Origin of the sequence: Micromonospora coriariae (assembly GCF_900091455.1) — a bacterium.
Taxonomy (GTDB): domain Bacteria; phylum Actinomycetota; class Actinomycetes; order Mycobacteriales; family Micromonosporaceae; genus Micromonospora; species Micromonospora coriariae.
Window position 1 is genome coordinate 4481993 of record NZ_LT607412.1, and the last position, 23327, is coordinate 4505319.

17 protein-coding genes are annotated in these 23327 nt (G+C 73.2%); 13 read left to right on the forward strand and 4 right to left on the reverse strand.

The genetic code is table 11. The features are described 5' to 3' along the window. Window positions 1-9 precede the first annotated feature (9 nt). The 11 genes from GA0070607_RS21020 to GA0070607_RS21065 all read left to right on the forward strand — a co-directional run bounded on the left by GA0070607_RS21020 (window position 10) and on the right by GA0070607_RS21065 (window position 13139). Complete coding sequence (locus tag GA0070607_RS21020) at window positions 10-735, forward strand: hypothetical protein (RefSeq protein ID WP_089019726.1); 726 nt, start codon at window positions 10-12, stop codon at window positions 733-735. Then, complete coding sequence (locus GA0070607_RS21025; protein WP_089019727.1) at window positions 732-2360, forward strand: DNA polymerase Y family protein; 1629 nt, start codon at window positions 732-734, stop codon at window positions 2358-2360. The genes GA0070607_RS21020 and GA0070607_RS21025 overlap by 4 nt, the downstream gene beginning before the upstream one ends. 108 nt (window positions 2361-2468) lie before the next feature. Continuing rightward, window positions 2469-5864: an error-prone DNA polymerase gene (locus GA0070607_RS21030; protein ID WP_089019728.1), complete on the forward strand. Its 3396-nt coding sequence runs from the start codon at window positions 2469-2471 to the stop codon at window positions 5862-5864. A gap of 95 nt (window positions 5865-5959) precedes the next feature. Next, window positions 5960-7309, forward strand: coding sequence for an extracellular solute-binding protein (locus tag GA0070607_RS21035; protein ID WP_089019729.1), 1350 nt, complete (start codon window positions 5960-5962; stop codon window positions 7307-7309). A gap of 6 nt (window positions 7310-7315) precedes the next feature. Continuing rightward, window positions 7316-8263, forward strand: coding sequence for a carbohydrate ABC transporter permease (locus GA0070607_RS21040; protein ID WP_089019730.1), 948 nt, complete (start codon window positions 7316-7318; stop codon window positions 8261-8263). Further along, on the forward strand, window positions 8260-8436 hold the full coding sequence (locus GA0070607_RS32425) for a hypothetical protein (protein WP_157743192.1): 177 nt from the start codon (window positions 8260-8262) through the stop codon (window positions 8434-8436). The genes GA0070607_RS21040 and GA0070607_RS32425 overlap by 4 nt, the downstream gene beginning before the upstream one ends. Then, window positions 8433-9356, forward strand: coding sequence for a carbohydrate ABC transporter permease (locus tag GA0070607_RS21045; protein WP_089019731.1), 924 nt, complete (start codon window positions 8433-8435; stop codon window positions 9354-9356). Before GA0070607_RS32425 ends, GA0070607_RS21045 begins: the two co-directional genes overlap by 4 nt. Before the next feature lie 9 nt (window positions 9357-9365). Then, a complete protein-coding gene (locus GA0070607_RS21050) occupies window positions 9366-10133 on the forward strand; it encodes a methyltransferase domain-containing protein (RefSeq protein WP_089021990.1) in 768 nt (255 codons plus the stop codon). After that, window positions 10130-11302: an alkaline phosphatase family protein gene (locus GA0070607_RS21055; protein WP_089019732.1), complete on the forward strand. Its 1173-nt coding sequence runs from the start codon at window positions 10130-10132 to the stop codon at window positions 11300-11302. Before GA0070607_RS21050 ends, GA0070607_RS21055 begins: the two co-directional genes overlap by 4 nt. A 62-nt stretch (window positions 11303-11364) precedes the next feature. Then, the gene (locus GA0070607_RS21060; protein WP_089019733.1) at window positions 11365-12624 is read left to right on the forward strand and encodes a DNA polymerase IV; all 1260 of its coding nucleotides are present in this window, start codon (window positions 11365-11367) and stop codon (window positions 12622-12624) included. A gap of 116 nt (window positions 12625-12740) precedes the next feature. Then, entirely contained in the window at window positions 12741-13139 is a 399-nt protein-coding gene (locus GA0070607_RS21065; protein ID WP_074313058.1) for a DUF3040 domain-containing protein, read from the forward strand. Window positions 13140-13364: 225 nt separating this feature from the next. Here the strand turns inward: GA0070607_RS21065 and GA0070607_RS21070 are convergent, their stop codons facing one another. The 3 genes from GA0070607_RS21070 to GA0070607_RS21080 are packed head-to-tail and all read right to left on the reverse strand — an operon-like array spanning window position 13365 to window position 18208. After that, on the reverse strand, window positions 13365-15839 hold the full coding sequence (locus tag GA0070607_RS21070; RefSeq protein ID WP_089019734.1) for a transglutaminase family protein: 2475 nt from the start codon (window positions 15837-15839) through the stop codon (window positions 13365-13367). 16 nt (window positions 15840-15855) lie between these two features. Then, on the reverse strand, window positions 15856-17154 hold the full coding sequence (locus GA0070607_RS21075; protein WP_089019735.1) for a DUF58 domain-containing protein: 1299 nt from the start codon (window positions 17152-17154) through the stop codon (window positions 15856-15858). A gap of 1 nt (window position 17155) precedes the next feature. Next, window positions 17156-18208: an AAA family ATPase gene (locus GA0070607_RS21080; protein ID WP_089019736.1), complete on the reverse strand. Its 1053-nt coding sequence runs from the start codon at window positions 18206-18208 to the stop codon at window positions 17156-17158. 274 nt (window positions 18209-18482) lie between these two features. Here GA0070607_RS21080 and GA0070607_RS21085 point away from each other — a divergent pair, with 274 nt between their 5' ends. Further along, window positions 18483-19274: a cysteine hydrolase family protein gene (locus tag GA0070607_RS21085; RefSeq protein ID WP_089019737.1), complete on the forward strand. Its 792-nt coding sequence runs from the start codon at window positions 18483-18485 to the stop codon at window positions 19272-19274. Window positions 19275-19431: 157 nt separating this feature from the next. Beyond that, window positions 19432-22272 (forward strand): leucine--tRNA ligase, encoded by a 2841-nt coding sequence (gene leuS / locus GA0070607_RS21090; protein ID WP_089019738.1) that lies wholly within the window; start codon window positions 19432-19434, stop codon window positions 22270-22272. 183 nt (window positions 22273-22455) lie between these two features. Here leuS and GA0070607_RS21095 read toward each other — a convergent pair whose 3' ends face one another. Next, on the reverse strand, window positions 22456-23232 hold the full coding sequence (locus GA0070607_RS21095; RefSeq protein ID WP_231930104.1) for a phosphotransferase: 777 nt from the start codon (window positions 23230-23232) through the stop codon (window positions 22456-22458). Window positions 23233-23327 lie beyond the last annotated feature (95 nt).

A 23327-nucleotide genomic window follows, 5' to 3' on the forward strand; every position in this document is an offset into this window, starting at 1 on the left:
GTTGGTCCGATGGCGGGCCGCATGGTGGTCGGTTCCGCCGCACTGGCCGATCTGGTACGCCCGGCGAGCGCACCCGACCCGGTCGGCGGCCACCGGGTGCTGCCGGTGGCGCCCGAGCTGACCGGCCTGCTGCCCAACCGGGGTCTACGCCGGGGCAGCACCATCGCGGTCGCCGTCGGCCAGCCCCGACACAGTGGCGGCACCTCGCTGGTGCTGGCCCTGCTCGCCGAGGCGTCCCGGGCCGGCTCGTGGTGCGCCGTGGTCGGGGTGCCGACGTTCGGCGCGGGCGCGGCCGCCGAGTCGGGCATCGCCCTGGACCGGCTCGCCCTGGTGCCGAATCCCGGCCCCGAGTGGGCCACCGTGGTCGCCGCGCTGATCGACGGGGTGGACGTCGTGGTCACCGCCGTGCCGGCCACGGTCTCCGCCTCGGTCGCCACCCGGCTGGCCGCCCGGGCCCGGCAGCGTGGCAGCGTGCTCGTCCCGTACGGCCGGTGGGACGGCGCGGACGTGACGCTGCAGGTGGTCCGTGGGGTCTGGGAAGGGCTCGGGTCGGGCCGGGGTCGGCTGCGCCGCCGGGAGGTGACCGTCTCGGCGCGCGGGCGCGGGGCTGCCGCCCGACCCAAGGAGATCAAGATCTGGCTCCCCGGTGACGAGCTCACCCGGGTGATTCCTCGTACGGTGCCGTCGACCGTGGGCCGCCCGGCCGTGTCGCTCACCCTGGTCGGTCCGGGATGACCGGCTCGCCGGTGCGGACCCTGCTGCTGTGGTGCCCGGACTGGCCGGTGCTCGCCGCCGAGATCGTCGACGGGGTGCCGGCCACCGGCCCGGTCGCCGTGCTGCACGCCAACCGGGTGGTCGCCTGCTCCGAGCGCGCCCGCGCCGAGGGGGTGCGCCGGGGGCTGCGCAAGCGGGAGGCGCAGGGCCGCTGCCCGCAGCTCACCGTCGTGGAGTACGACCCCGGCCGGGACGCCCGGGCGTTCGAGCCGGTGGTCGCCGCGGTGGAGGAGCTGGTCGCCGGCGTCGAGGTCGTCCGCCCCGGAGCCTGCGCGGTGGCCGCCCGGGGCCCGAGCCGTTACCTCGGCGGCGAGGAGGCGGCCGCCGAGCGGATCATCGAGCACATCGCCCAGTCGTGTCTGGTGGAGAGTCAGGTCGGCATCGCCGACGGGGTCTTCGCCGCGGGGCTGGCCGCCCGCGCCGGCCGGGTGGTGGCGCCGGGCGGCACGCCGGAGTTCCTGGCCGGGCTGCCGGTCGAGGCGCTCGGCCGGTCGGCGCTGGCCGACCTGCTGCGCCGGCTGGGGGTGCGGACCCTCGGCGACTTCGCCGCGTTGCCGGCCGGCGACGTGCTGGCCCGGTTCGGGTTCGACGGCGCGCTGGCCCACCGGCTGGCCGCCGGGCGGGACCATCGCCCGCTCGCCGTCCGGCGGCCGCCGGCCGACCTGACGGTGACCTCCGAGCACGACGAGCCGATCGACCGGGTCGACGCGGCGGCGTTCGCCGCCCGCGCGCTGGCCGAGCAGCTGCACGACCGGCTGGCCGGGCACGGGCTGGCCTGCACCCGGCTCGGCATCGAGGCGGTCACCGCGCACGGGCAGGAGCTGCACCGCGTGTGGCGGCACGACGGCCTGCTCACCGCCGTGGCCATCGCCGACCGGGTGCGCTGGCAGCTCGACGGATGGCTCTCCGGCAGCAACGGCCGGGCCGGTGCCCGACCGGCCCGGCCGACGGTCGGCATCATCCGGTTGCGGTTGGTCCCGGACGGGGTGATCGCCCAGGCCGGCCTGCAGTCCGGCCTCTGGGGGGAGGCCGGTGAGGAGCGGGAGCGGGCGCACCGGGCGTTGAGCCGGGTGCAGGGCATCCTCGGCCCGGAGGCGGTGGTCACCGCGGTGCTCGGCGGCGGGCGTTCCCCGGCCGACCAGGTGCGACTGGTGCCGTGGGGCGACGAACGCCTCCCCACGCGTCCCGGTCCGGCACCGCTGCCCGGCGAGCCGATCGTCAGTGCCGGTCGGCCTGCCGACCGCAGCGCCGGCGGGGTTCCACCGTGGCCCGGCCGGCTGCCGGCGCCCGCGCCGGCTGTGGTGCTGCCCAGCCCGCTCGCCGCGACCGTGCATGACGCCGCTGGTGAGGCGGTGGTGATCAGCGCGCGGCTGGCGGTGAGCGCTCCGCCCGCCCGGCTGGTGGTCGGCACCGGTCGGCCGGCGGAGATCGTCGGCTGGGCCGGTCCGTGGCCGGTGGACGAGCGGTGGTGGGCCCCAGCCGAGGCTCGGCGGCGGGCACGGTTCCAGGTCTGCCTGGCCGACGGCACCGCCCTGCTGCTCGCCGTCGAGGCCGGGCAGTGGTTGGTGGAGGCGATCTATGACTGAGCATCCAGCCTGGCTTGATCGACTCGGCATTCCGGAAGTCGGGGTGTCCCGCCGACTCGGACAGCCCGACTTCCCGGAGGTCGAGTCGATCATGGCGAGGGTGCGGGAATGAGCTTCCACAACCCGAAGATGCCCTGGTCGGAGCTGGAGCGGGTGCTCTCCGGGCGGGCCGACGGCAGCTCCGGCAGGTCGGGCGGCTCCGGCGAAGGGCGGTCGCGCGACGAGCGGCACCTGCACGTGGTGGATCCGCTCGCCGTGGACGCCGACGGCGGGGACTCCCCGGCCTGGAGCCGCCGCCGCGAGCAGTACCAGCCGCCGGAGCTGGTCCGCCCCGACGGTGTGGTGCCCTACGCGGAGCTGCACGCACACACCAACTTCAGCTTCCTCGACGGCGCCAGCCATCCGGAGGAGCTGGCCGAGGAGGCGGCCCGGCTGGGGCTCACCGCACTCGCCGTCACCGATCACGACGGCTTCTACGGGGTGGTCCGCTTCGCCGAGGCGGCCCGCGCGCTGGCCCTACCGACCATCTTCGGCGCGGAGCTCTCCCTCGGGCTGCCCGGTCCGCAGAACGGCGAGCCCGACCCGCACGGCGCGCACCTGCTGGTGCTCGCGCACGGCCACGAGGGGTACGCCCGGCTGGCCACCACCATCGCCCGCGCCCAGCTGCGCGGCGGGGAGAAGGGCCGTCCGGTCTACGGGGAGCTGGAGGAGGTCGCCGCCGAGCTGCGCGACCACGTGCTGGTGCTGACCGGCTGCCGCAAGGGCCACGTGCCGGCGGCGCTGCTCACCGAGGGGGTGGACGCGGCGGCCCGGGAGCTGGACCGGCTGACCGCGCTCTTCGGCGCGGAGACGGTGGCGGTGGAGCTGACCGACCACGGCCACCCCGTCGACGCCGACCGCAACGACGCGCTCGCCGACCTGGCCGCCGCGGCCGGGCTGCCGACGGTGGCCAGCAACAACGTGCACTACGCCAGCCCCGGCCGGCGACGACTGGCCACCACGGTCGCCGCCGTCCGGGCCCGGCGCAGCCTGGACGAGATCGACGGCTGGCTGCCCGCGGCGGCCACCGCCCACCTGCGCAGCGGCGCGGAGATGGCGGCCCGGTTCGCCGCGTATCCGGGCGCGGTGGCCCGGGCCGCCGAGTTCGGCGCCGAGCTGGCCTTCGACCTCCAACTGGTCGCGCCGCAGCTGCCGGCGTACCCGGTGCCGCCGGGGCACACCGAGATGAGCTGGCTGCGGAAACTGACCGCGGACGGGGCACGGGAGCGTTACGGCCCTCCACAGGCGCACCCGACGGCGTACGCGCAGCTCGACCACGAGCTGAACATGATCGAGGAGCTGGGCTTCCCCGGCTACTTCCTGGTGGTCTACGACATCGTCGCGTTCTGCCGGAAGCAGGACATCTACTGCCAGGGTCGGGGCTCGGCGGCCAACTCGGCGGTCTGCTACGCGCTGCGGATCACCAACGTGGACGCCGTCCGGCACCGTCTGCTCTTCGAGCGCTTCCTCGCCCCGGAGCGGGACGGCCCGCCGGACATCGACGTGGACATCGAGTCCGACCGCCGGGAGGAGGTGATCCAGCACGTCTACACCCGCTACGGCCGGGAGCACGCCGCCCAGGTCGCCAACGTCATCTCCTACCGACCCCGGTCGGCGGTGCGGGACGTGGCCAAGGCGTTCGGGTTCTCACCCGGCCAGCAGGACGCCTGGAGCAAGCAGATCGACAGGTGGGGCTCGGTCGCCACGGTCGACGTCGAGGACATCCCCGAGCAGGTGGTGGAGTACGCCAACGAGTTGCAGACGTTCCCCCGGCACCTGGGCATCCACTCCGGCGGCATGGTGATCTGCGACCGGCCGGTGATCGAGGTCTGCCCGGTGGAGTGGGGGCGGATGCCCGGACGCAGCGTGCTCCAGTGGGACAAGGACGACTGCGCCGCGGTCGGTCTGGTCAAGTTCGACCTGCTGGGGCTCGGCATGCTCTCCGCGCTGCACTACGGCTACGACATGATCGGGTCCCGGCTCGACCTCGGCGACATGACGCTGGACGACCCGGAGGTCTACGACATGCTCTGCCGGGCGGACTCGGTCGGGGTGTTCCAGGTGGAGAGCCGCGCCCAGATGGCCACCCTGCCCCGGCTCAAGCCCCGCGAGTTCTACGACCTGGTGGTCGAGGTGGCGCTGATCCGGCCCGGCCCGATCCAGGGCGGCTCGGTGCACCCGTTCATCCGGCGCAAGAACGGCCTGGAGCCGGTGACCTTCGCGCACCCGCTGATGCGCAACGCGCTGGAGAAGACCCTGGGTGTGCCGCTGTTCCAGGAGCAGCTGATGCAGCTCGCCATCGACCTGGCCGGCTTCGACGCGGCCGAGGCCGACCAGCTGCGCCGGGCGATGGGCGCCAAACGCTCGGTCGAGCGGATGACCCGCATCGCCGACCGGCTCTACGCCGGGATGGCCGAGCGGGGCATCACCGGCGAGCTGGCCGACGACGTCTACCGCAAGCTCACCGCGTTCGCCAGCTACGGCTTTCCGGAGAGCCACGCGATGAGCTTCGCCTACCTGGTCTACGCCAGCTCCTGGCTCAAGCGGTACCACCCGGCGCCGTTCCTGGCCGCGCTGCTGAATGCCCAGCCGATGGGCTTCTACTCCCCACAGACCCTGGTGGACGACGCGCGCCGGCACGGGGTGGAGGTACGCCGCCCGGACATCAACGCCAGCGGGTCGAAGGCGGTGCTGGAGTCCACCCCGGACACCCGGTGGGGCAGCGGGCCGGGGGAGCCGCCGCACGCCTGGGGGCTGGGCGGCCCGGCTGTCCGGCTCGGGCTGTCCGGCGTGCGGACCCTCGGCGTCGAGGTGGCCGAGCGGATCGAGGCCGAACGGGCGGCCGGTGGACCGTACCGGGACATGCCGGACCTGGCCCGGCGGGTCGGTCTCACCGCCGCGCAGCTGGAGGCGCTGGCCACCGCGGACGCCTTCGCCTGTTTCGGGCTGACCCGGCGGGAGGCGCTCTGGGCTGCCGGCGCGGCGGCCCAGGACCGGCCGGGTCGGCTGCCCGGCACGGTGACCGGCGCGGCGGCACCCACGCTGCCCGGGATGGAGGCGGTGGATCGGCTGGTCGCCGACGTGTGGGCCACCGGGTTGTCGCCGGAGAGCCATCCGGCCCGGTTCATCCGGGGTCAGCTCGACGTGCTCGGCGCGGTGCCGATCGCCCGGCTCGGCCGGGTGGAGCCCGGGCAGCGGATCCGGGTCGGCGGCATCGTCACCCACCGGCAGCGCCCGGCGACCGCGGGCGGGGTCACCTTCCTCAACCTGGAGGACGAGACCGGGATGCTCAACGTCACCTGCTCGCCGGGGCTGTGGCAGCGCTACCGGCGGGTGGCCCGGACCAGCGCCGCGCTGGTGGTCCGGGGGCGGCTGGAGCGGAATGAGGGGGTGACCAACCTCGTTGCCGACCGGCTGGACGCCATCGACCCGCCGGTCAGTCCCGCATCCCGTGACTTCCGGTGACCGGCACGCCTCGGCCTCCCAGGTTTGGAAATCCGGAGAAGAGGAGAAGTGCAGGTCGCGCGGGCAGGGTGGCCCGTGCGAATCGGGAGGGTTTCATGTCACGGACAGTGCGGGCGACCGCGTTCGTCGGGGTGCTCACCCTGGCGCTCAGCGGGTGCGGGGGAGTCGGCGGCGGCAGCGACGCGAGTGGCGGCACCGCCACCAAGGGTGCGCTCAGCACTATGGGTTTCGGCTTCTCCGACGAGATCGCCACCACCCGCGTCGACGCGTTCAAGCGGGACCACCCGGACGTCGACCTGAAGGTCACCGAGGGCAGCTTCGACGAGCAGCAGTTCCTCTCCGCTGTCGCCTCGGGCAATCCACCGGACCTGGTCTACATGGACCGCAAGCTGATCGGCACGTACGCCAAGCGCGGTTCGATCCAGCCGCTCACCGACTGCGTCAAGAAGCAGGACATCGACCTGGAGCAGTACCGGCCGGCCGCCCGCGCCCAGGTCACCCTGGACGGCACCGTCTACGGCATTCCGGAGTTCTCCACCGTCCGGGTGGTCTACCTGAACGAGGGGTTGCTCAAGAAGGCCGGGATGACCGCCGACCAGGTCAACCTGGCCGACTGGGCGGCGCTGCCCGGGCTCAACGCCAGGCTGGCCACGGTGTCCGGTGGCAGGCTCTCCCGGATCGGCATCGACCCGAAGATCCCCGAGTTCCTGCCGATGTGGGCCAAGGCCAACGGTGTCGACATGCTCTCCGCCGACGGCCGCACCGCCAAGTTGGACGACCCGAAGGTGATCGAGGCGCTGACCACCGGGGTGAACCTGATCCAGCAGCAGGGTGGTTGGGGCAGGTTCAAGTCGTTCCGGGACACCTTCGACTTCTTCGGCGCGCAGAACCCGCTGTCGAAGAACCAGATCGTGGCGTGGCCGATGGAGGAGTGGTTCCTCAACCAGGCCGCCAAGAACAGCCCGGACGCCGAGCTGGTGGTCAAGCCGTTCGTGGATCGGCAGGGCAAGCCGCTGACCCAGTCCGCCGGGCAGGCCTGGGTGATCACCAAGGGCGCGAAGAACCCGGACGCCGCGTGCGCCTTCGTCAAGCAGATGACCGCCACCGACACCTGGCTGGCCGCCGCGAAGGCCCGGGCGGACGCCCGCAAGTCCGCCGGTCAGCCGTTCACCGGCGTCTACACGGCCAACGTCGAGGCGGACAAGCGGATCTTCGACGAGCTGTACCAGCCGACCGGCAACAAGCGCTTCGACGACGCGGTGGCCACCATCCGTTCGGTGCAGGACGCCGCGTTCGCGATGCCCGCCTCGCCGGCGGGCGCGGAGTTCGACAAGGCGTACTACGACGCGGTCAACCGGGTGCTCGCCGGCCAGGCGCAGCCCGCGCAGGCGTTGCGGCGGGCCCAGCAGGAGGCCACCGCCGCGCTGGACAAGGCCGCGAAGTAGTCCGCGATGGCCACCGTCACCGCTCCCGCTCCGGGCCGGCGCCGTCGTACGCCGCTGGCCCGGCGGGAGGCGCGCTGGGCGTACCTCTTCCTGGCGCCGTGGATCATCGGGTTCCTGGTCTTCTACGCGGGCCCGATGATCGCCAGCCTCTGGCTGAGCTTCACCGAGTACGACGTGATCAACCCGCCGGAGTACACCGGGCTGGACAACTACCGGGAGCTGATGAGTGACCCGGCGGTGGCCCGCAGCCTGGGCAACACCGTCTACTACACGGCGCTGCACGTACCGCTGGTGATGCTGATCTCGCTCGGCCTGGCGCTGCTGCTCAAGCGGGTCGGTCGGTTGCAGGGCTTCTTCCGCACCGTCTTCTATCTGCCGGTGATGACCCCGGCGGTGGCGGTCGGCATCCTGTTCCTGCTGCTGCTCAACACCCAGGACGGCCTGATCAACCGGACGCTCGGCCTGGTCGGGATCGACGGTCCGAGCTGGACCACCGACCCGGGCTGGGTGATGCCCGGCATCATCCTGATGAGCCTGTGGAGCCTCGGCTCCACGGTGATCATCTACCTGGCCGCGTTGCAGAACGTGCCCCGTGACCTGTACGAGGCGGCCGCCATCGACGGTGCCGGCGCCTGGGCGCGGTTCCGCTCGGTCACCCTGCCGATGATCTCCGGCGCGCTGTTCTTCACGCTGATCGTCAACACGATCGCGTCGCTGCAGATGTTCACCGAGGTCTACACCATGTACTTCGGCAACCGGGAGACGCAGAACTCGTTCAACAGCGACGCGGCCACCTTCTACGTCATCCACCTGTTCCAGGAGGCGTTCCAGTTCCTGCACATGGGCTTCGCCTCGGCGATGGCCTGGCTGCTCTTCGTGATTATCTTGATCATCACGCTGGTACAGGTGAAACTCAGCAACCGGTTCGTGTACTACGAGGGAGAAGACAAGTGACTCCGATGATCGGCCACAACGGCGTGGCCAACGCGCGACGCACCCGGCTGACCGCGGGCTGGGTGCCCGAGCAGCACCTCGAGCCGCGCGAGTACCAGCTCACCGACGGCCCGGTGGCCAACGCCCGACGGTCCCGGGCCGAGGACGATCCGGCGGCTGGGGCCGAGTCGTGACCACCGCCGTCGAGCGGGGCGCCGCTCCGCCGGTGCCCGGCATCTCGCCGGCCCGGCCGGCGGTGCCCCGGTCGGCGGCCGGTGAGGGCCGCCGGCCACTCTGGCAGCGGGTGCTCTTCGTGGCGGCGCTGGTCGGTGCCGCGGTGGTCTTCATGCTGCCGTTCGTCTGGCTGATCAGCGCCTCACTGCGCCCCCGCGAGTACGTCTTCGCCCCGGGCTTCCTGCCGGTCCCGTTCGCTCCGGAGAACTACGCCGAGGCCTGGCGGGCCGTGCCGCTGCTGACCTGGTTCGGAAACAGCGTGGTGGTCGGCGTGGCCGCCGCCGCGGCGGTGACCCTCTCCAGCGCCTGGGTGGCCTTCGGCTTCGCCTACTTCCGCTTCCCCGGCCGCAACCTGCTCTTCGGGCTGGTCCTGGCGACCATGATGCTGCCGTTCGCGGTCACCATGATCCCGACGTACCTGATCTGGTCGGACCTGGGGCTCACCGACACCCAGGTGCCACTCTGGGCGGGCAACCTGTTCGGCTCGGCGTTCTACATCTTCCTGCTGCGGCAGTTCCTGCTCTCGTTGCCCCGGGAGTACTTCGAGGCCGCCCGGGTGGACGGGGCGAGCTATCCGCAGCTGTTCTGGAAGATGGCGTTCCCGCTGATCCGGCCGGCGCTGCTGGTCGCCTTCGTCTTCGAGTTCAAGGCCAGCTGGACGGACCTGCTCAAGCCACTGATCTACCTGCGCAACGAGCAGCTCTACACCCTGCCGCGCGGGCTCAAGGTGGTGCTGGACAGGTTCGGCTACGGCGGCGAGCAGCAGTGGGAGATCGTGCTCGCCGGGAGCGTGCTGGCCACCGTACCGATGATCATCCTGTTCTTCCTGGCCCAGCGGCACTTCGTCGAGGGCATCGCCACCACCGGCCGCAAGGGTTGAGTGGACCGGGTGACTAGGCTCGACCGGGTGGAGCAGACCCGAGGCCGGTTCACCGGGCCGCCGCTGACCCCCCGTACCGCCGTGATCTGGTCGGTGCTCCGCGCCGAGCTGGACCGGCGCGCCGAAGCCGAGCTCACCGTGCTGGACGTGGGCGGCGGCACGGGCGGCTTCGCCGTCCCGCTGGCCCGCGCCGGGCACCGGGTCACCGTTGTCGACGCCAGTCCCGACGCGCTGGCCGCGCTCACCCGCCGGGCCGCGGAGGCCGGGGTGGCCGACCGGATCGCCGCAGTGCAGGGCGACGGCGACGCCCTCGCGGGGCTGGTCGAGCCGGCCGGCGTCGACCTGGTGCTCTGCCACGCCGTGCTGGAGGTCGTCGACGACCCGGCGGCGGTGGTGGCCGCGCTGGCCACCGCGCTGCGTCCGGGCGGTGCGGCCAGCGTGCTGGTGGCCGGCCGGGCCGCCGCCGTGCTCGGGCGGGCGATGAACGGTCACCTGGACGTCGCGGCGGCGCTGGCCGCCGACCCGGCCGGCACCGCCGGACCACGGGACACCCTGCGCCGGCGCTATGACGCCTCGGGCGCCGCCGCGCTGCTCGGCGCCGCCGGGCTGGTGGTCGAGGAGATCCACGGGGTACGCGTACTGGCCGACCTGCTGCCGGCCGCGGTGGCCGACGGGCAGTCGGCGGCGCTGGTGGAGCTGGAACGGGCGCTCGCCGCCCAGCCCCCGTACCGGGATCTGGCCGCCCAGCTGCACCTGTTCGCCCGCCGGCCGGCATGACCGCCCTGTCGGGTGGCGCGCCGGCGCCGCTGGCCGTCCTCGGTCCGGGTTACGGCGGCGGTCGCCTCGCCGACGTGCTGCCCAGCGCGCTGGCCGTGCTGGGCGTGCCCGGGTCGGCCGACCCGCTCGGGCTGGTCCCCGCGCTGGCCGGGGTACGCCGGGTCGCCGTGCTGCTGGTCGACGGGCTCGGCTGGTATCAGCTGCCGACCGTCGCCCCGTACGCGCCGATCCTCGCCGGGCTCGCCGCGACGGTGGGTCGGCCGCTCATCGCCGGTTTCCCGTCCACCACCCCGACCAGCCTGGTGACCCTCGGCACCGGCGTCGCGCCGGGCGCGCACGGGGTGCTCGGCTTCACCGTGCGGGTGCCCGGCACCGACCGGGTGTTGACGCACACCGACTGGGCCGCCGACCCGTCGCCGCTGCGCTGGCAGCCGATGCCCACCCAGCTGGAACGGGCCCGCGCCGCCGGGGTGGCGGCGACCGTGGTGAGCCGACCGGAGTTCGGCGGCAGCGGGTTGACCCTGGCCGCCAACCGGGGCGGCGACTTCCGGGGCGCGGCCGGCGCGGACGCCGTGGCCGCCACCATGCTGGCCGCGCTGTCCGCCGGCCCCGGGCCCACACTGGTCTCCGGCTACCACCCCGACCTCGATCGGCACGGCCACCTCGGCGGGGTCGACTCGGCGCCCTGGCGGATCGCCGCCAGCGAGGTGGACGCACTGCTCGCCCGGCTGGTCGACGGGCTGCCGCCGGACGCGGCGCTGCTGGTGACCGCCGACCACGGTCAGCTCAACGTGCCCGCCACGCACCGCTTCGACCTGGACACCGATCCGCGGCTGCGCGCCGGTGTGCGACTGGTGGCCGGCGAGGCCCGGGTGCGGTACCTGCACGTCGTACCGGGTGCGCTCGACGACGTGGTGGCCGCCTGGTCGGCGGTGCTCGGCGACGCGGCCCGGGTGCGCACCCGGGACGAGGTGGTGGCCAGCGGCTGGTTCGGGCCGGTGCCCGAGGAGCACCTGGGGCGGATCGGCGATGTGGTGGTGAGCTGCAACGACACGTACGCGGTCCTGGCGACCCGCACCGAGCCGCCGATGGCGTCCCGGCTGGTGGCGTACCACGGGTCGGACACCGCCGCCGAGCTGACCGTGCCGCTACTGGTGGTCCGCGGCTGACCGCCGGACGGTCCGCCCCGCCGGCCGCCGGTGATGTCGTACCCCCGGGTTAACCTGCCGGGATGGGCCGCAGCCAGTCGTTGCCCCGGGGTGGCGATCCGCGCTTCGGGCCGGACGCCGACGACTCCGGCAGCCCGATCCTGCACGTCGACATGGACGCCTTCTTCGCCGCCGTCGAGGTGCGCCGCCGGCCCGAGTTGCGAGGCCGACCTGTGGTCGTCGGCGGCGTCGGGCCGCGCGGCGTGGTCAGCTCGGCCAGCTACGAGGCCCGCCGCTACGGCGTCCGCAGCGCGATGCCGACCAGCCAGGCCCGCGCTCGCTGCCCGCACGCGGTCTACCTGCCACCGGAGTTCACCGCCTACACGGCCGCCTCCCGCGCGGTCATGCAGATCTTCCGGGACGTCACCCCGCTGGTCGAGCCGCTCTCCCTGGACGAGGCGTTCCTCGACGTGACCGGAGCCCGTCGGCTGTTCGGCTCCCCGGCCGCCATCGCGCGGCTGATCCGTCGCCGGGTCGCCGAGGAGCAGGGCCTCACCTGCTCGGTCGGGGTGGCGCCGAGCAAGTTCGTCGCCAAGCTGGGGTCCACCCGGGCCAAGCCGGACGGCCTGCTGGTCGTGCCCCCCGGGCTGGTGCTCGACTTCCTGCACCCCCTGCCCGTGGACGCGCTCTGGGGGGTGGGGGAGCGCGCAGCCGAGACGCTGCGCCGGCTCGGCCTGGCCACCGTCGGCGACCTCGCCGAGGCCCCGCTGGGCATGCTGCGCCGGGCGGTCAGTGCGGCGTCGGCGGCGCACCTGCACGAGCTGGCCTGGGGGCGGGACCCGCGCCGGGTGAGCCCTGAGCATGTGGACAAGTCGATCGGCGCCGAGGTGACCTTCGACGCCGACGTGGCCGACCCGGTGGAGATCCGCCGCGCCCTGCTCGCGCTCAGCGCGAAGGTCGGCGTCCGGTTGCGCGGCTCCGGGCAGGTGGGGCGCACCGTGACGCTCAAGGTGCGGCTGGCCGACTTCCGCACCGTCAACCGTTCCCGCACCCTCGGCGTCCCCACCGACACGGCCCGCGAGATGTTCGACACGGTCTGGGCGCTCTACACCGCGCTGGACCCGGGCGAGCGGATCCGGCTCGTCGGTGTCCGGGTGGAGGGGCTCGCCCCGGCGCAGGGCGCACCCCGACAGCTCACCCTCGGCGCGCCCGAGCGTGGCTGGCGTGAGGCGGAAGCTGCCGCGGACGCCGCCGCTGCCCGATTCGGGCGGTCCGTCATAGGTCCGGCCAGTCTCCTGGGCGACCGTGACCCCCGTCGAAACGAAAATCCACCCCACCCGTAGGTCGTCCCGCTTTCCGACGCGCGACCCCCCTCGTAGACTTGCGGGTAAGCAGCCGGTTGGCTGCCACGGTCTGTCGGCCCGAGTGGGCCCGACCAACGTGACCGGGGAGGAGTGCCGTGCCGCTCTCGGAGCACGAGCAGCGGCTGTTCGAGCAGATCGAGCGGTCGCTTGCCGAGGACCCCAAATTCGCCTCGGCCGTGCGCGCCAGCGATCCGCGCTTCCACGCGCGGCGTCGCCTGCTCGTCGCTGCTGGCGTGATCATCGCTGGCTTGGCTCTACTGGTCTATGGCGCGGTGATCAAGACTCCACCGCTGGCGGTGGCGGGCTTTGTCGTCATGCTGGCCTCGGCCGCGTTCGCGGTGCAGTCGCACCGGCGGGCGCAGTCACCCGACCTGCACGTGGTGGGTGGCACGACCAGTCGTCGCCGTCCCCGCGGCGGCCGATCTGGTCGTCGGCCGTCGATCCTGGACCGCATGGAGGACAGGTGGCGGCAGCGCCCGGAGGGGCACCGCTGAGCCGGTCCCGCCGCTGAGGCGGGCCGTACGCCGCGACGAGCGGGTCGCCGGAAACAGGCCCGGCGACCGCTGACGTATCCGCGCGCCCATCGACCGTAGGCGACGCCGTGCGGCTTCCGGCGACCACCCGGCATCACATCACCACGGGGGCACAGCGGGGCGGAGAGCCCGGACGGCCCGGGACGACGGCCGATGGACCGCCGCCCCGAGCCGGAGGGACGTCGCTCAGCGGGCCGCCCGGTCGGCCAGCAGCCGACGCGGATTCCAGCGGAGCAGCCGGTACCGGGCCCGCCCGGTCAGCGCCACCATCCGGCCGGAGGTGTCCGCCAGGGCGGTCCGCCAGCGCATCAGCACCGACGGCGGCAGCATGGTGGCGAGCAGTCGGGTCCGGCGGTTCGCCCGGGTGGCGAGCGCACCGCGGACCGCGCGCAGCGCCGGCACCAGCGGTTCACCGGTCAGCGGATCCCGCGCGTAGCGTGCCCGCTCCTCGGCCCGGCCGAGCAGCCGCGCCGCGCCGACCGCCGCGGTGTCATCGCCGAAGGTCTCCCGAACCAGCCGGTCCGCGGTCGCCCGGGGCGTCTCGGTCCGGTCGACCCGGACCTGGAAGTCCACAAGCGTGTCGAGCAGCTCCGCCCAGGCGGCGTGCGCGTCCGCGCGGGCCCGGTTGGCATCCGGCCCGACCACCACCACGCGTGACCCGTCCACCGACGCCGCCTCGTTCGGGGTGGCGGTCATCGCGGCGCCCGCCGCCCGGCCACCCCGCCGCCGACGCAGCGCCAGCCGACGCAGGGCCGGCAGTGCCAGCAGAGCCAGCAGAGCCAGCAGGCCCGCCGTCCACCAGGGCCACACCGGCGGTTGCTCGGCGGGCGTCGAGCCGGCGAGGGAGAGCCCCGAGTCGGTGTCCCGGTCGGCGTTGTCCGGGCCGGCCGGGCCGGCCGACGCGTCCGGGCCGGCCGTGGGGTCCACGGCGCCGGGGTTCGTGCCGGGCAGTTCCGGCGCGTCGGTGTCCGGTGCCCAGGCCGACCGGGTGGAGCCCGGCACACCGTACGACGGCGTGGCGTCGAACGGCACCCAGCCGACCCCGTTGAAGTAGACCTCGGTCCACGCGTGCAGGTTGAGGTTGGTCAGGGTGTAGGTGTTGCCGTCCTGCTTGCTGCCGTTCGTGAACCCGAACGCCACCCGGGCCGGGATGCCGGCGCTGCGCACCAGCCAGGCCATCGCCGCGGCGTACTGCTGGCAGTAGCCGACCTTGTTGGTCAGGAAGTTGACGATGTCCTCGCCGCTGCTGCCGCTCTCGGTGCTGAGCCGGTAGCTGAACCCGTTGTCCGCCGAGAAGTGCTGGTAGATCGCCAGCACCTTGTCGTAGTCGGTGCGCTTGCCCTGGACCAGGCCGTTGACCAGCTCCTCCACCTCGGGCACCACCCCGGGAGTGGCGGTCAGCTGGCGGCGTAACGGGTGCTCGGCCGGCAGCGACTGTGCGGCCCGCAGCGCCGCCGGGGTGTACGTCGAGCGGATGTAGTCGAAGGAGTACTTCCTGCCCCGGGAGTTGTCCCGGTTGGAGAAGACGACCTGCTGGTTGGCGTCGTAGAGCCAGTTGCCGTTGAGGTCCTCGGTGCGCACCGGCTCGGCGTACACCGGCATCAGGGACATGCTCAGGCTCTTGGTGACCTCGACGGTCGCCTGGTAGCGGGTCTGCTCGACGCCCGGGCCGGCCCGCTCGGTCGGGTCCGGCAGCTTCCCGTTGGCCGGTTTGCCGCTGGGGCTGCGCGCCTGGAACCCGTTCGGGCGCAGCTCGTCCGCGACCGCGTAGCGCAGGTAGAACGGATTCGGCTCGGACGTGGTCACCTTGACCAGGTCGGCCACCTCGGACTGGTTGAGCTGGCCGGCGAGCGAGGCGAACAGGTCGATCCGGCCCGATGAGCCCGCACCCGCCCGGCCGCTGCCGTTGCCGTTGCCCGTGCCGCCACCGAGTGTGTCGAGCAGCCCGCCGGTCATGCCCGGCACGGCCAGCGGCAGCGCCACGGCGATGGCCACCCCGACCACCGCGAGCCGGCGGCCGGCGGAGGCCAGCGGCGAAGCCTCCCATACGTCGACGTCGCGGCCGTCGCCGGTGAACCGGCGGCCGAACCGGCGGACCCGGTCGACGTTGTCGGTGACCAGCAGCCAGAGGTACCCGGCGGCGCCCACCACGAACGGCACCGGCGGGACGCTGTCGACGTAGACGGCGACCGGCACCGAGTAGATGGCGAGCATCGGCAGCCCGGCCAGCGCCGGCCGGCGCAGACCCACCGCCAGCAAATCCACCAGCACGGCCACCCCGCCGACGCCGAGCACGGTGATGAACAGCAGCGGATCGGTGTCCGGTACCTCCACGCCGTACGAGCGCATGTCCTGCATGGAGCCGGTGAACAGGTCGGCGAAGTACCCGAACGTGCCCGGCGTCGGCAGGAAGGTGAGCAGCTCCTCGCCGCTGGGGAACAGCCAGGTCAGGGCGAGCGCCAGGGCGGCCAGCATGCCGAGGACCTGGCCCCACAGCGGCGCCCGGACGAGCCGGGTCAGCGCGGCGACCCCGGCCACTATCGCGACCGCGATCGCGGACTGGACGAGCCACGTCCAGGTCTGGAAGATCGCCGACAGCGGGGCGGCGGCGAGAAGGGTGGCGGCGGCCGCCACCGGGCCGACGTTCCGACTGGCGATCATGAGGGGAACCTTCCGTTCATCGCACGCCGCCGGCGACCGTCTCGGCCAGCGCGGCGCGCAGGGCGAACCCCTGGGAGCCCCGGCCGGCCTGCGGCCAGAGCGCCGGCAGTCGGCTGCCGTGGTCGACCCCGACCACCCGCCAGCCGCTGTGCAGCATGGCGAGCGCGGCGGCGCCGTGCGCGTGCTCCGCCTCGGCCCGGGCCTTCTCGGGCAGGCTGAGCCAGGTGGAGCTGTCCAGCAGGAAGCCGACGCAGGTGGCGCCGTTGCCCCGCAGGCCGGCCAGCAGTTCGGCCTCGGCCACACTCACCGCGCCGAACAAGCCGATGATCAGACCGCCGTCGGCGCGCTGCCGGACCCGCTGCACCAGGCCGGTCACCTCGGCCCGCTGATCCAGCCGAACCTCGGCGAGGTGGTCGAGAAGCGCGCCGTCGCCGCCGGCTTCCGAGGCGTCCACGTCGACCCCCGAGCCGGTGACCAGGCGCAGCTTGTAGCCGGCCTGCCGCAGGTGCACCGCGATGCTCGCGGCCGCGGAGACGGCCCACTCGAAGCTCGCCGTCGGCCCGTCGCCGCGGTGGCCGTACGCGCGGGTGTCCAGCACGACCGTGGCCCGGCTCTCCCAGGGTTGCTCCTCACGGCGCACCATCAGCTCGCCGGTGCGCGCGGTGGACTTCCAGTGCACCCTGCGCAGGTCGTCGCCGCGCCGGTACTCCCGGGTCGCCGCGTCGTCCTCGCCGTGCACCGCCACCGAGCGGGCCCGGCTGTCGCCGCTGCCCGCGTACTCACCGGGGAGCCGGACCGACGGCAGTGGGGTGACCTGCGGGATGACCGTCAGGTGGTCGGTGCTGGGGAACGCCCGGCTGAGCTCGCAGAGACCGAACGGGTCGGTCATCCGGACCACCAGCGGGCCCACGTCGTAGCGGCCCCGCACGTCGGCCCGCACGGTGTACGCCACCGAACTGGCCTGGTGTGCGCCGAGCCGCTCGAGCACCACCCGGGGCCGGCTGCCCAGGGCGTAGGGCAGCCGGTCCTCCAGCAGCAGGGTGCCGGTCGGCAGCCGGGAGAGGTTCTGCAGGCGCAGCACCACCCGGGAGTTGGCCCCGACCGGGACCCGGTGCGGATCCAGTGACCGGTTGCAGGCCAGCTTGTAGCGGCTGCGACCGACGTAGGCGGCGGCCAGCAGCGGCAGGACGCCCAGCAGCACGGCCACCCGGAGCAGATCCTTCTCGCCCAGGATGCCCGCCGAGATCGCCGCCGCGACCGCGGCGGCCAGGAACGAGCGCCCGCGGGTGGTCAGCCCGCGCAGCCCGGCACGCACGTCACGGCCTCCGCGGCTCGTAGGGCGCGCGACCGTTGCCGGTGGCGGGCCGGGTGTCGTAGGGGGAGCGCTGCCGGTCGTGCGGCAACGGCAGTCGGTGCACCAGCTCGGAGACGATCGCGTCGGTGGTGCGGCGGGCGAGCTGGGCGTCGGCGGTCGGGATGATCCGGTGCGCGAGCACCGGCACCGCGAGGGCCTGCAGGTCGTCGGGGAGGACGTAGTCGCGCCCCTCGAGGGCGGCGACCGCCCGGGCCGTGCGCAGCAGCTGCAGGGTCGCCCGGGGGGAGGCGCCGAGACGCAGGTCGGGGGCTTCGCGGGTGGCGGTGACCAGGTCGATGGCGTACTGCTTGACCGCGTCCGCGACGTGCACCTTCCGGACGGTGGCGATGAGCTGGCGGACGATGTCCGCGTCGGAGACCGGACGGAGCTCGTGCAGCGGGTCGGTGGCGCCGTGCCCGTCCAGCATCGCCAGCTCGGCGCCGGCGTCCGGGTAGCCCATCGCGATCCGGGCGGTGAACCGGTCCCGCTGCGCCTCGGGCAGCGGGTAGGTGCCCTCCATCTCGATCGGGTTCTGGGTGGCGATGACCATGAACGGGGTCTGCAGCTGGTAGGTCACGCCGTCGACCGTGACCTGCCGCTCCTCCATGCACTCCAGCAGCGCCGACTGGGTCTTCGGCGAGGCCCGGTTGATCTCGTCGCCGACGACCAGGTTGGCGAAGACGGCGCCGGGGCGGAACTCGAAGTCGTGCGTCTCCTGGTTGTAGACGCTGACGCCGGTGACATCGCTCGGCAGCAGGTCGGGGGTGAACTGGATCCGCCGCACAGTGCAGTCGATGGACCGCGCGAGGGCCTTGGCCAGCTTGGTCTTGCCGACGCCCGGGACGTCTTCGATGAGGAGGTGGCCTTCGGCGAGCAGGACGGCCAGGGCCAGCCGCACGGTGGCGGTCTTACCCTCGATCACCTGCTCGATGTTGGTCACGATGGCCTCACTCGCGGCGCGGAACTCGTCGTGCGGCAACAAGCCACCGACCTCGTCCCAGGTCTGTTGTGTCACGGGCCTCCTCCTCGTCGCCGTCACGGCAGCTCTGTATAGAGCACCTGGACCCGCCGTTGGGTTCGCGACGTCGAGCCTCGTTTGCCGCAGAATTCTCACTGGCCTCTCAGGCTAACCATGTTTGTCGTTATCGCCGACCCCCGCAGGTAGTCCGCCGGTTACGCCCCGGAATATCCGCCGGCCGGAGGACGCGTGGTCCGCGCGCCGCCGGGTAACCGGCCCGTCGCTCGGATGGGCCGTCCGTCGGCAGGGGCGAGGAACCTGGGAGGACGCCGTGTGGCGGGAGCGGGACATCTACCAGCGGGCCGACGACGGCGGCGTGCGCCTCGGCGGTGGTGTGGCGCAGTGGCGGCTGCACGCCGATCACGTCGACGTGGCGGCCGGCGCCCCAGGCCGCCGGGCCCGGATCGAGGCCGAGCTGCTCCCCGTCGTTGTGGACCTGGACTCGACCGCGCTGGTCCTGCTCGACATGCAGAACGACTTCTGCTCCCCGGGCGGCTGGACCGACCGCTCCGGGCTGGACCACACCGCCTGCCGGGAGGCGATCCCGGCCGCGGTACGCGCGGTGCGGGCCGCCCGCCAGCTGGGCGTACCGGTGATCTGGGTGTACTGGTACAACCGCTCGGACCTGCGCAACCTGGGCGCACCGACCCTCTGGTCGTTCAAGCACCGGCTCGAACAGGCCGGCATCGGAGAGCAGTTGGACCACGGACCGGTGCTGACCGAGGGGTCGTGGGGCGCGACGCTCGTCGACGAGCTGCGGGAGCTGGTGCGGCCCGAGGACGTGCAGGTGCCGAAGTACCGGATGAACGGCTTCCACGCCACCCATCTCGACCAGGTGCTGCGCGCCCAGGGCATTGGCACCCTGCTGTTCGGCGGCGTCAACACCGACCAGTGCGTCAGCACCACTGTCGAGGACGCGTACTTCCGGGACTACGCCACAGTGCTGCTTACCGATGCGACCGCCACGTCCAGCCCCGCGTACTGCAAGGACGCGGTGGTCTTCAACTCGCAGCAGTGCTGGGGCTTCACCACCGACACCTACCGGTTCGCCGCCGCAGGGTAGACTGCGGTCCATGGTCGGAGTCTTCCTGCTTCTTACCGGGCCGTGCTGATGCGCTGACAACGCGACAGCACGGCTGCCCCTCCTGCGTGAGGGGCTTTTTTGTGCCCATCGCCGGCCCGGCCGGAGACGCCGAGACGAAGCTTGACGAGGAGAGACGATGAGTGAGGCAGCCGCACCGGCGGGCGACATCCCCCCGTTCCGGTACACCGCGGCCCTGGCCGACGAGATCGAGAATCGTTGGCAGGACATCTGGGCGCGCGAGGGCACCTTCCACGCACCGAACCCGACCGGCCCGCTGGCCGACCCGACCCACCCCCGCGCCGGCGCGGAGAAGCTGTACGTGCTGGACATGTTCCCCTACCCGTCGGGCGCCGGCCTGCACGTGGGTCACCCGCTGGGCTACATCGGCACCGACTGCTTCGCCCGTTACCAGCGGATGGCCGGGCGCAACGTGCTGCACGCGATGGGCTTCGACGCGTTCGGCCTGCCCGCCGAGCAGTACGCGGTACAGACCGGCACCCACCCGCGCACCACCACCGTGGCGAACATCGAGCGGTACAAGGCGCAGCTGCGTCGGCTGGGGCTGGCCCACGACGAGCGGCGCTCGGTCGCCACCATCGACACCGACTTCTACCGCTGGACCCAGTGGATCTTCCTGCAGATCTTCAACTCCTGGTACGACCGGGACGCCGGCCGGGCCCGGCCGATCGCCGAGCTGATCGCCGAGTTCGAGGGCGGCAACCGATCGACCCCGGACGGCCGGGCCTGGGCCGAGCTGAGCGTCGCCGAGCGCCGGCAGGTCGTCGATGACCACCGGCTGGCGTACGTCTCGCAGGCCCCGGTGAACTGGTGCCCGGGGCTGGGCACCGTGCTGGCGAACGAGGAGGTCACCGCCGACGGCCGCTCCGAGCGGGGCAACTTCCCGGTCTTCAAGCGCAACCTGAAGCAGTGGATGATGCGGATCACCGCGTACGGTGACCGGCTGCTGGACGACCTGGACAGCCTGGACTGGCCCGAGCCGATCAAGCACATGCAGCGCAACTGGATCGGCCGTTCCACCGGTGCGCACATCGACTTCCCGACCGCCGGCGCGCCCGTGCGGGTGTTCACGACCCGGCCGGACACCGTCTTCGGCGCCACCTACATGGTGCTGGCGCCCGAGCACGAGCTGGTCGACACGCTGGTGCCGGCCGCCTGGCCGGAGGGGACGCGGGACGCCTGGACCGGCGGGCACGCCAGTCCGCGTGCGGCCGTCGAGGCGTACCGCAAGGCGGCAGCCGCCAAGACCGACGTCGAGCGTCAGTCCGACAGCAAGGAGAAGACCGGCGTCTTCATCGGCGCGTACGCCACCAACCCGGTCACCGGTGGGCAGATCCCGATCTTCATCGCCGACTACGTGCTGGCCGGCTACGGCACCGGCGCGATCATGGCGGTGCCCGCGCAGGACGAGCGGGACTGGGCGTTCGCCGAGGTCTTCGAGCTGCCCATCGTGCGGACCGTGCAGCCGTCGGAGGGCTTCGACGGCAAGGCGTACACCGGAGACGGCCCGGCGATCAACAGCGCGGCGCCCGAGCGCGGCGTGGACCTGAACGGCCTGGGGGTCGCCGACGCCAAGGCCGCGATCATCGCCTGGCTGGAGGCGAACGGGCACGGGGCCGGCGCGGTGACCTACCGGCTGCGCGACTGGCTGTTCTCCCGGCAGCGCTACTGGGGTGAGCCCTTCCCGATCGTCTACGACGAGACCGGCGCGGCGATCGCCCTGCCGGAGGAGATGCTGCCGGTCGAGCTGCCGGAGGTGGACGACTTCTCGCCGAAGACGTTCGACCCGAACGACGCCGACTCGAATCCGGAGACGCCGCTGTCACGGCGCCGCGACTGGGTCGAGGTGGAGCTGGACCTGGGTGACGGGCCGAAGCGCTACACCCGGGAGACCAACGTGATGCCGCAGTGGGCCGGCTCCTGCTGGTACGAGCTGCGCTACCTGGACCCGACCAACAGCGAGCGGTTCGTCGACGCCGAGAACGAGCGGTACTGGATGGGCCCGCGCGGCGAGGGCGACTGCGGGGGGACCGACCTGTACGTCGGCGGCGCCGAGCACGCCGTGCTGCACCTGCTGTACGCGCGGTTCTGGCACAAGGTGCTGTTCGACCTGGGCCACGTGTCGTCGTTCGAGCCGTTCCGCAAGCTGTTCAACCAGGGCATGATCCAGGCGTACGCGTACACCGACTCGCGCGGCAGCTACGTGCAGGCGGAGGAGGTCGTCGAGCGCGACGGCGCCTACTACCTGGGCGACCTGGTGGTCAACCGCGAGTACGGCAAGATGGGCAAGTCGCTGAAGAACGTGGTGACGCCCGACGACATGTGCGCCGCGTACGGCGCGGACACCTTCCGGGTGTACGAGATGTCGATGGGCCCGCTGGAGGTGTCCCGCCCGTGGGAGACCCGGGCGGTGGTCGGGTCGTACCGGTTCCTGCAGCGGGTCTGGCGGGCGGTGGTCGACGAGGAGACCGGCGCGCTGCGGGTCACCGACGAGCCGGCCGACGAGGCGACCCGCCGGCTGCTGTACAAGGTGATCCACGGGGTCCGCGGCGACATGGACGGCATCCGGTTCAACACCGCGATCGCGAAGCTGATCGAGCTGACCAACGGGCTGACCCGGCTGTCGGCGACGCCGCGTGAGGTGGCCGAGCCGCTGGTGCTGATGGTGGCGCCGTTCGCCCCGCACGTCGCCGAGGAGCTGTGGCGTCGGCTGGGTCACGACACGTCGCTGACGTACGCGGACTTCCCGACGACCGACCCGGCGCTGCTGGTGGTGGACACGGTCACCTATCCGGTGCAGATCAACGGAAAGGTCCGTGGCCGCGTCTCGGTCCCCGCCGACTCGTCCGAGGAGACGGTCCGCGCGGCCGCGCTGGAGGCGGTGGCCACCGCCCTGGCCGGCAAGGAGCCCCGCAAGGTCATCGTCGTACCGGGCCGGGTGGTCTCGGTCGTCGCCTGACGCCCCTGTCGATCAGGGGGCACGGCGGAGGCCGGCGCGGACGATACGCGGCGTGACGTCCACGGAGGCGGACACCGAATTGAGCGTGATGACTCTGAGGCATATTTATACCTCTGAGTCATCACGCTCACCGGTGCATCCGTCTCCGGGCGCGACACGCCGGCTCCGACGAGTGACACCAACTCAGGCGGTCAGCGCCGCCAGCACGGCGGGGCGGTGGGTGAGCAGCCAGTCCTGCCAGAGGCGTACCCCGTCGACCGCGCCCGCGTCGCGGAGCCGGCGCATGGCCGGCTCGTCGCGGTCGGCGCCGGCGTCGATGGTCTGCCAGGTGCTCTGGATCTGGTCGAGCATCAGGTCCACCAACTCATCCCGCGGCAGTGCCGGACGGACGGGTGCGGTGGACGCCGCGTCGTAGGCGTCGCAGAGCAGGCGGCAGCGCCGGCCCACCTCGGTGGGGTCGGCGCCCTCGCCCAACGCGGCCCAGTGCCAGCCGGCGAACGCCACGTCCTCGATCCGTCGGCCCGGCCGGGCCAGGTCCCAGTCGAGGAAGGCCACCGGCAGTGGCCCGGCGGGGGAATCCCGGTACACCGTGTTCTTCGGGGACAGGTCGCGGTGGCACACCGTCTCGGCGTCGCCGGCCAGCGCGGTGCCCGCACACGCGTCGTGCAGTCGCCGGATCAGCTCGGCCAGCCGCACCAGCGCCGGGTCGGCGAAGAACGCCGGGTCCTCCCGATCGCGCCACGGCACCCGACCCGCGACGTAGCTGAGCATCTGCCGACCGAGGGCGTCGACGCCCAGGTGGTGAGGCGCGAGGTCCGCGTCCACCTCGGCCAGGTGGCGCAGCAGCGCGGCGACGAAGTCCAGGTTGGCCGGCGGCGTACGCCGGACCGTGTCACCGACCCGGACCACCTCGGCGACGAAGCCACCCGGCAGCAACTCCCCGTCGTCGGTCACGGGCACGCCGGCAGCGGCGGCAGCCGGTCCGGGCGCAGTAGCGAGTACGCGTGTCGCTGCGCGGGGACCGAGTGGGTCAGCTCGGCCCTGTCCTTGCCGAG

Coding starts and splice junctions, on each gene's coding strand:
- GA0070607_RS21070 (WP_089019734.1), bottom strand. CDS start 15,839: ATGATCGCCAGTCGGAACGTCGGCCCGGTGGCGGCCGCCGCCACCCTT.
- GA0070607_RS21030 (WP_089019728.1), top strand. CDS start 2,469: ATGAGCTTCCACAACCCGAAGATGCCCTGGTCGGAGCTGGAGCGGGTG.
- GA0070607_RS21025 (WP_089019727.1), top strand. CDS start 732: ATGACCGGCTCGCCGGTGCGGACCCTGCTGCTGTGGTGCCCGGACTGG.
- GA0070607_RS21035 (WP_089019729.1), top strand. CDS start 5,960: ATGTCACGGACAGTGCGGGCGACCGCGTTCGTCGGGGTGCTCACCCTG.
- GA0070607_RS21055 (WP_089019732.1), top strand. CDS start 10,130: ATGACCGCCCTGTCGGGTGGCGCGCCGGCGCCGCTGGCCGTCCTCGGT.
- leuS (WP_089019738.1), top strand. CDS start 19,432: ATGAGTGAGGCAGCCGCACCGGCGGGCGACATCCCCCCGTTCCGGTAC.
- GA0070607_RS21040 (WP_089019730.1), top strand. CDS start 7,316: ATGGCCACCGTCACCGCTCCCGCTCCGGGCCGGCGCCGTCGTACGCCG.
- GA0070607_RS21060 (WP_089019733.1), top strand. CDS start 11,365: ATGGGCCGCAGCCAGTCGTTGCCCCGGGGTGGCGATCCGCGCTTCGGG.
- GA0070607_RS21020 (WP_089019726.1), top strand. CDS start 10: ATGGCGGGCCGCATGGTGGTCGGTTCCGCCGCACTGGCCGATCTGGTA.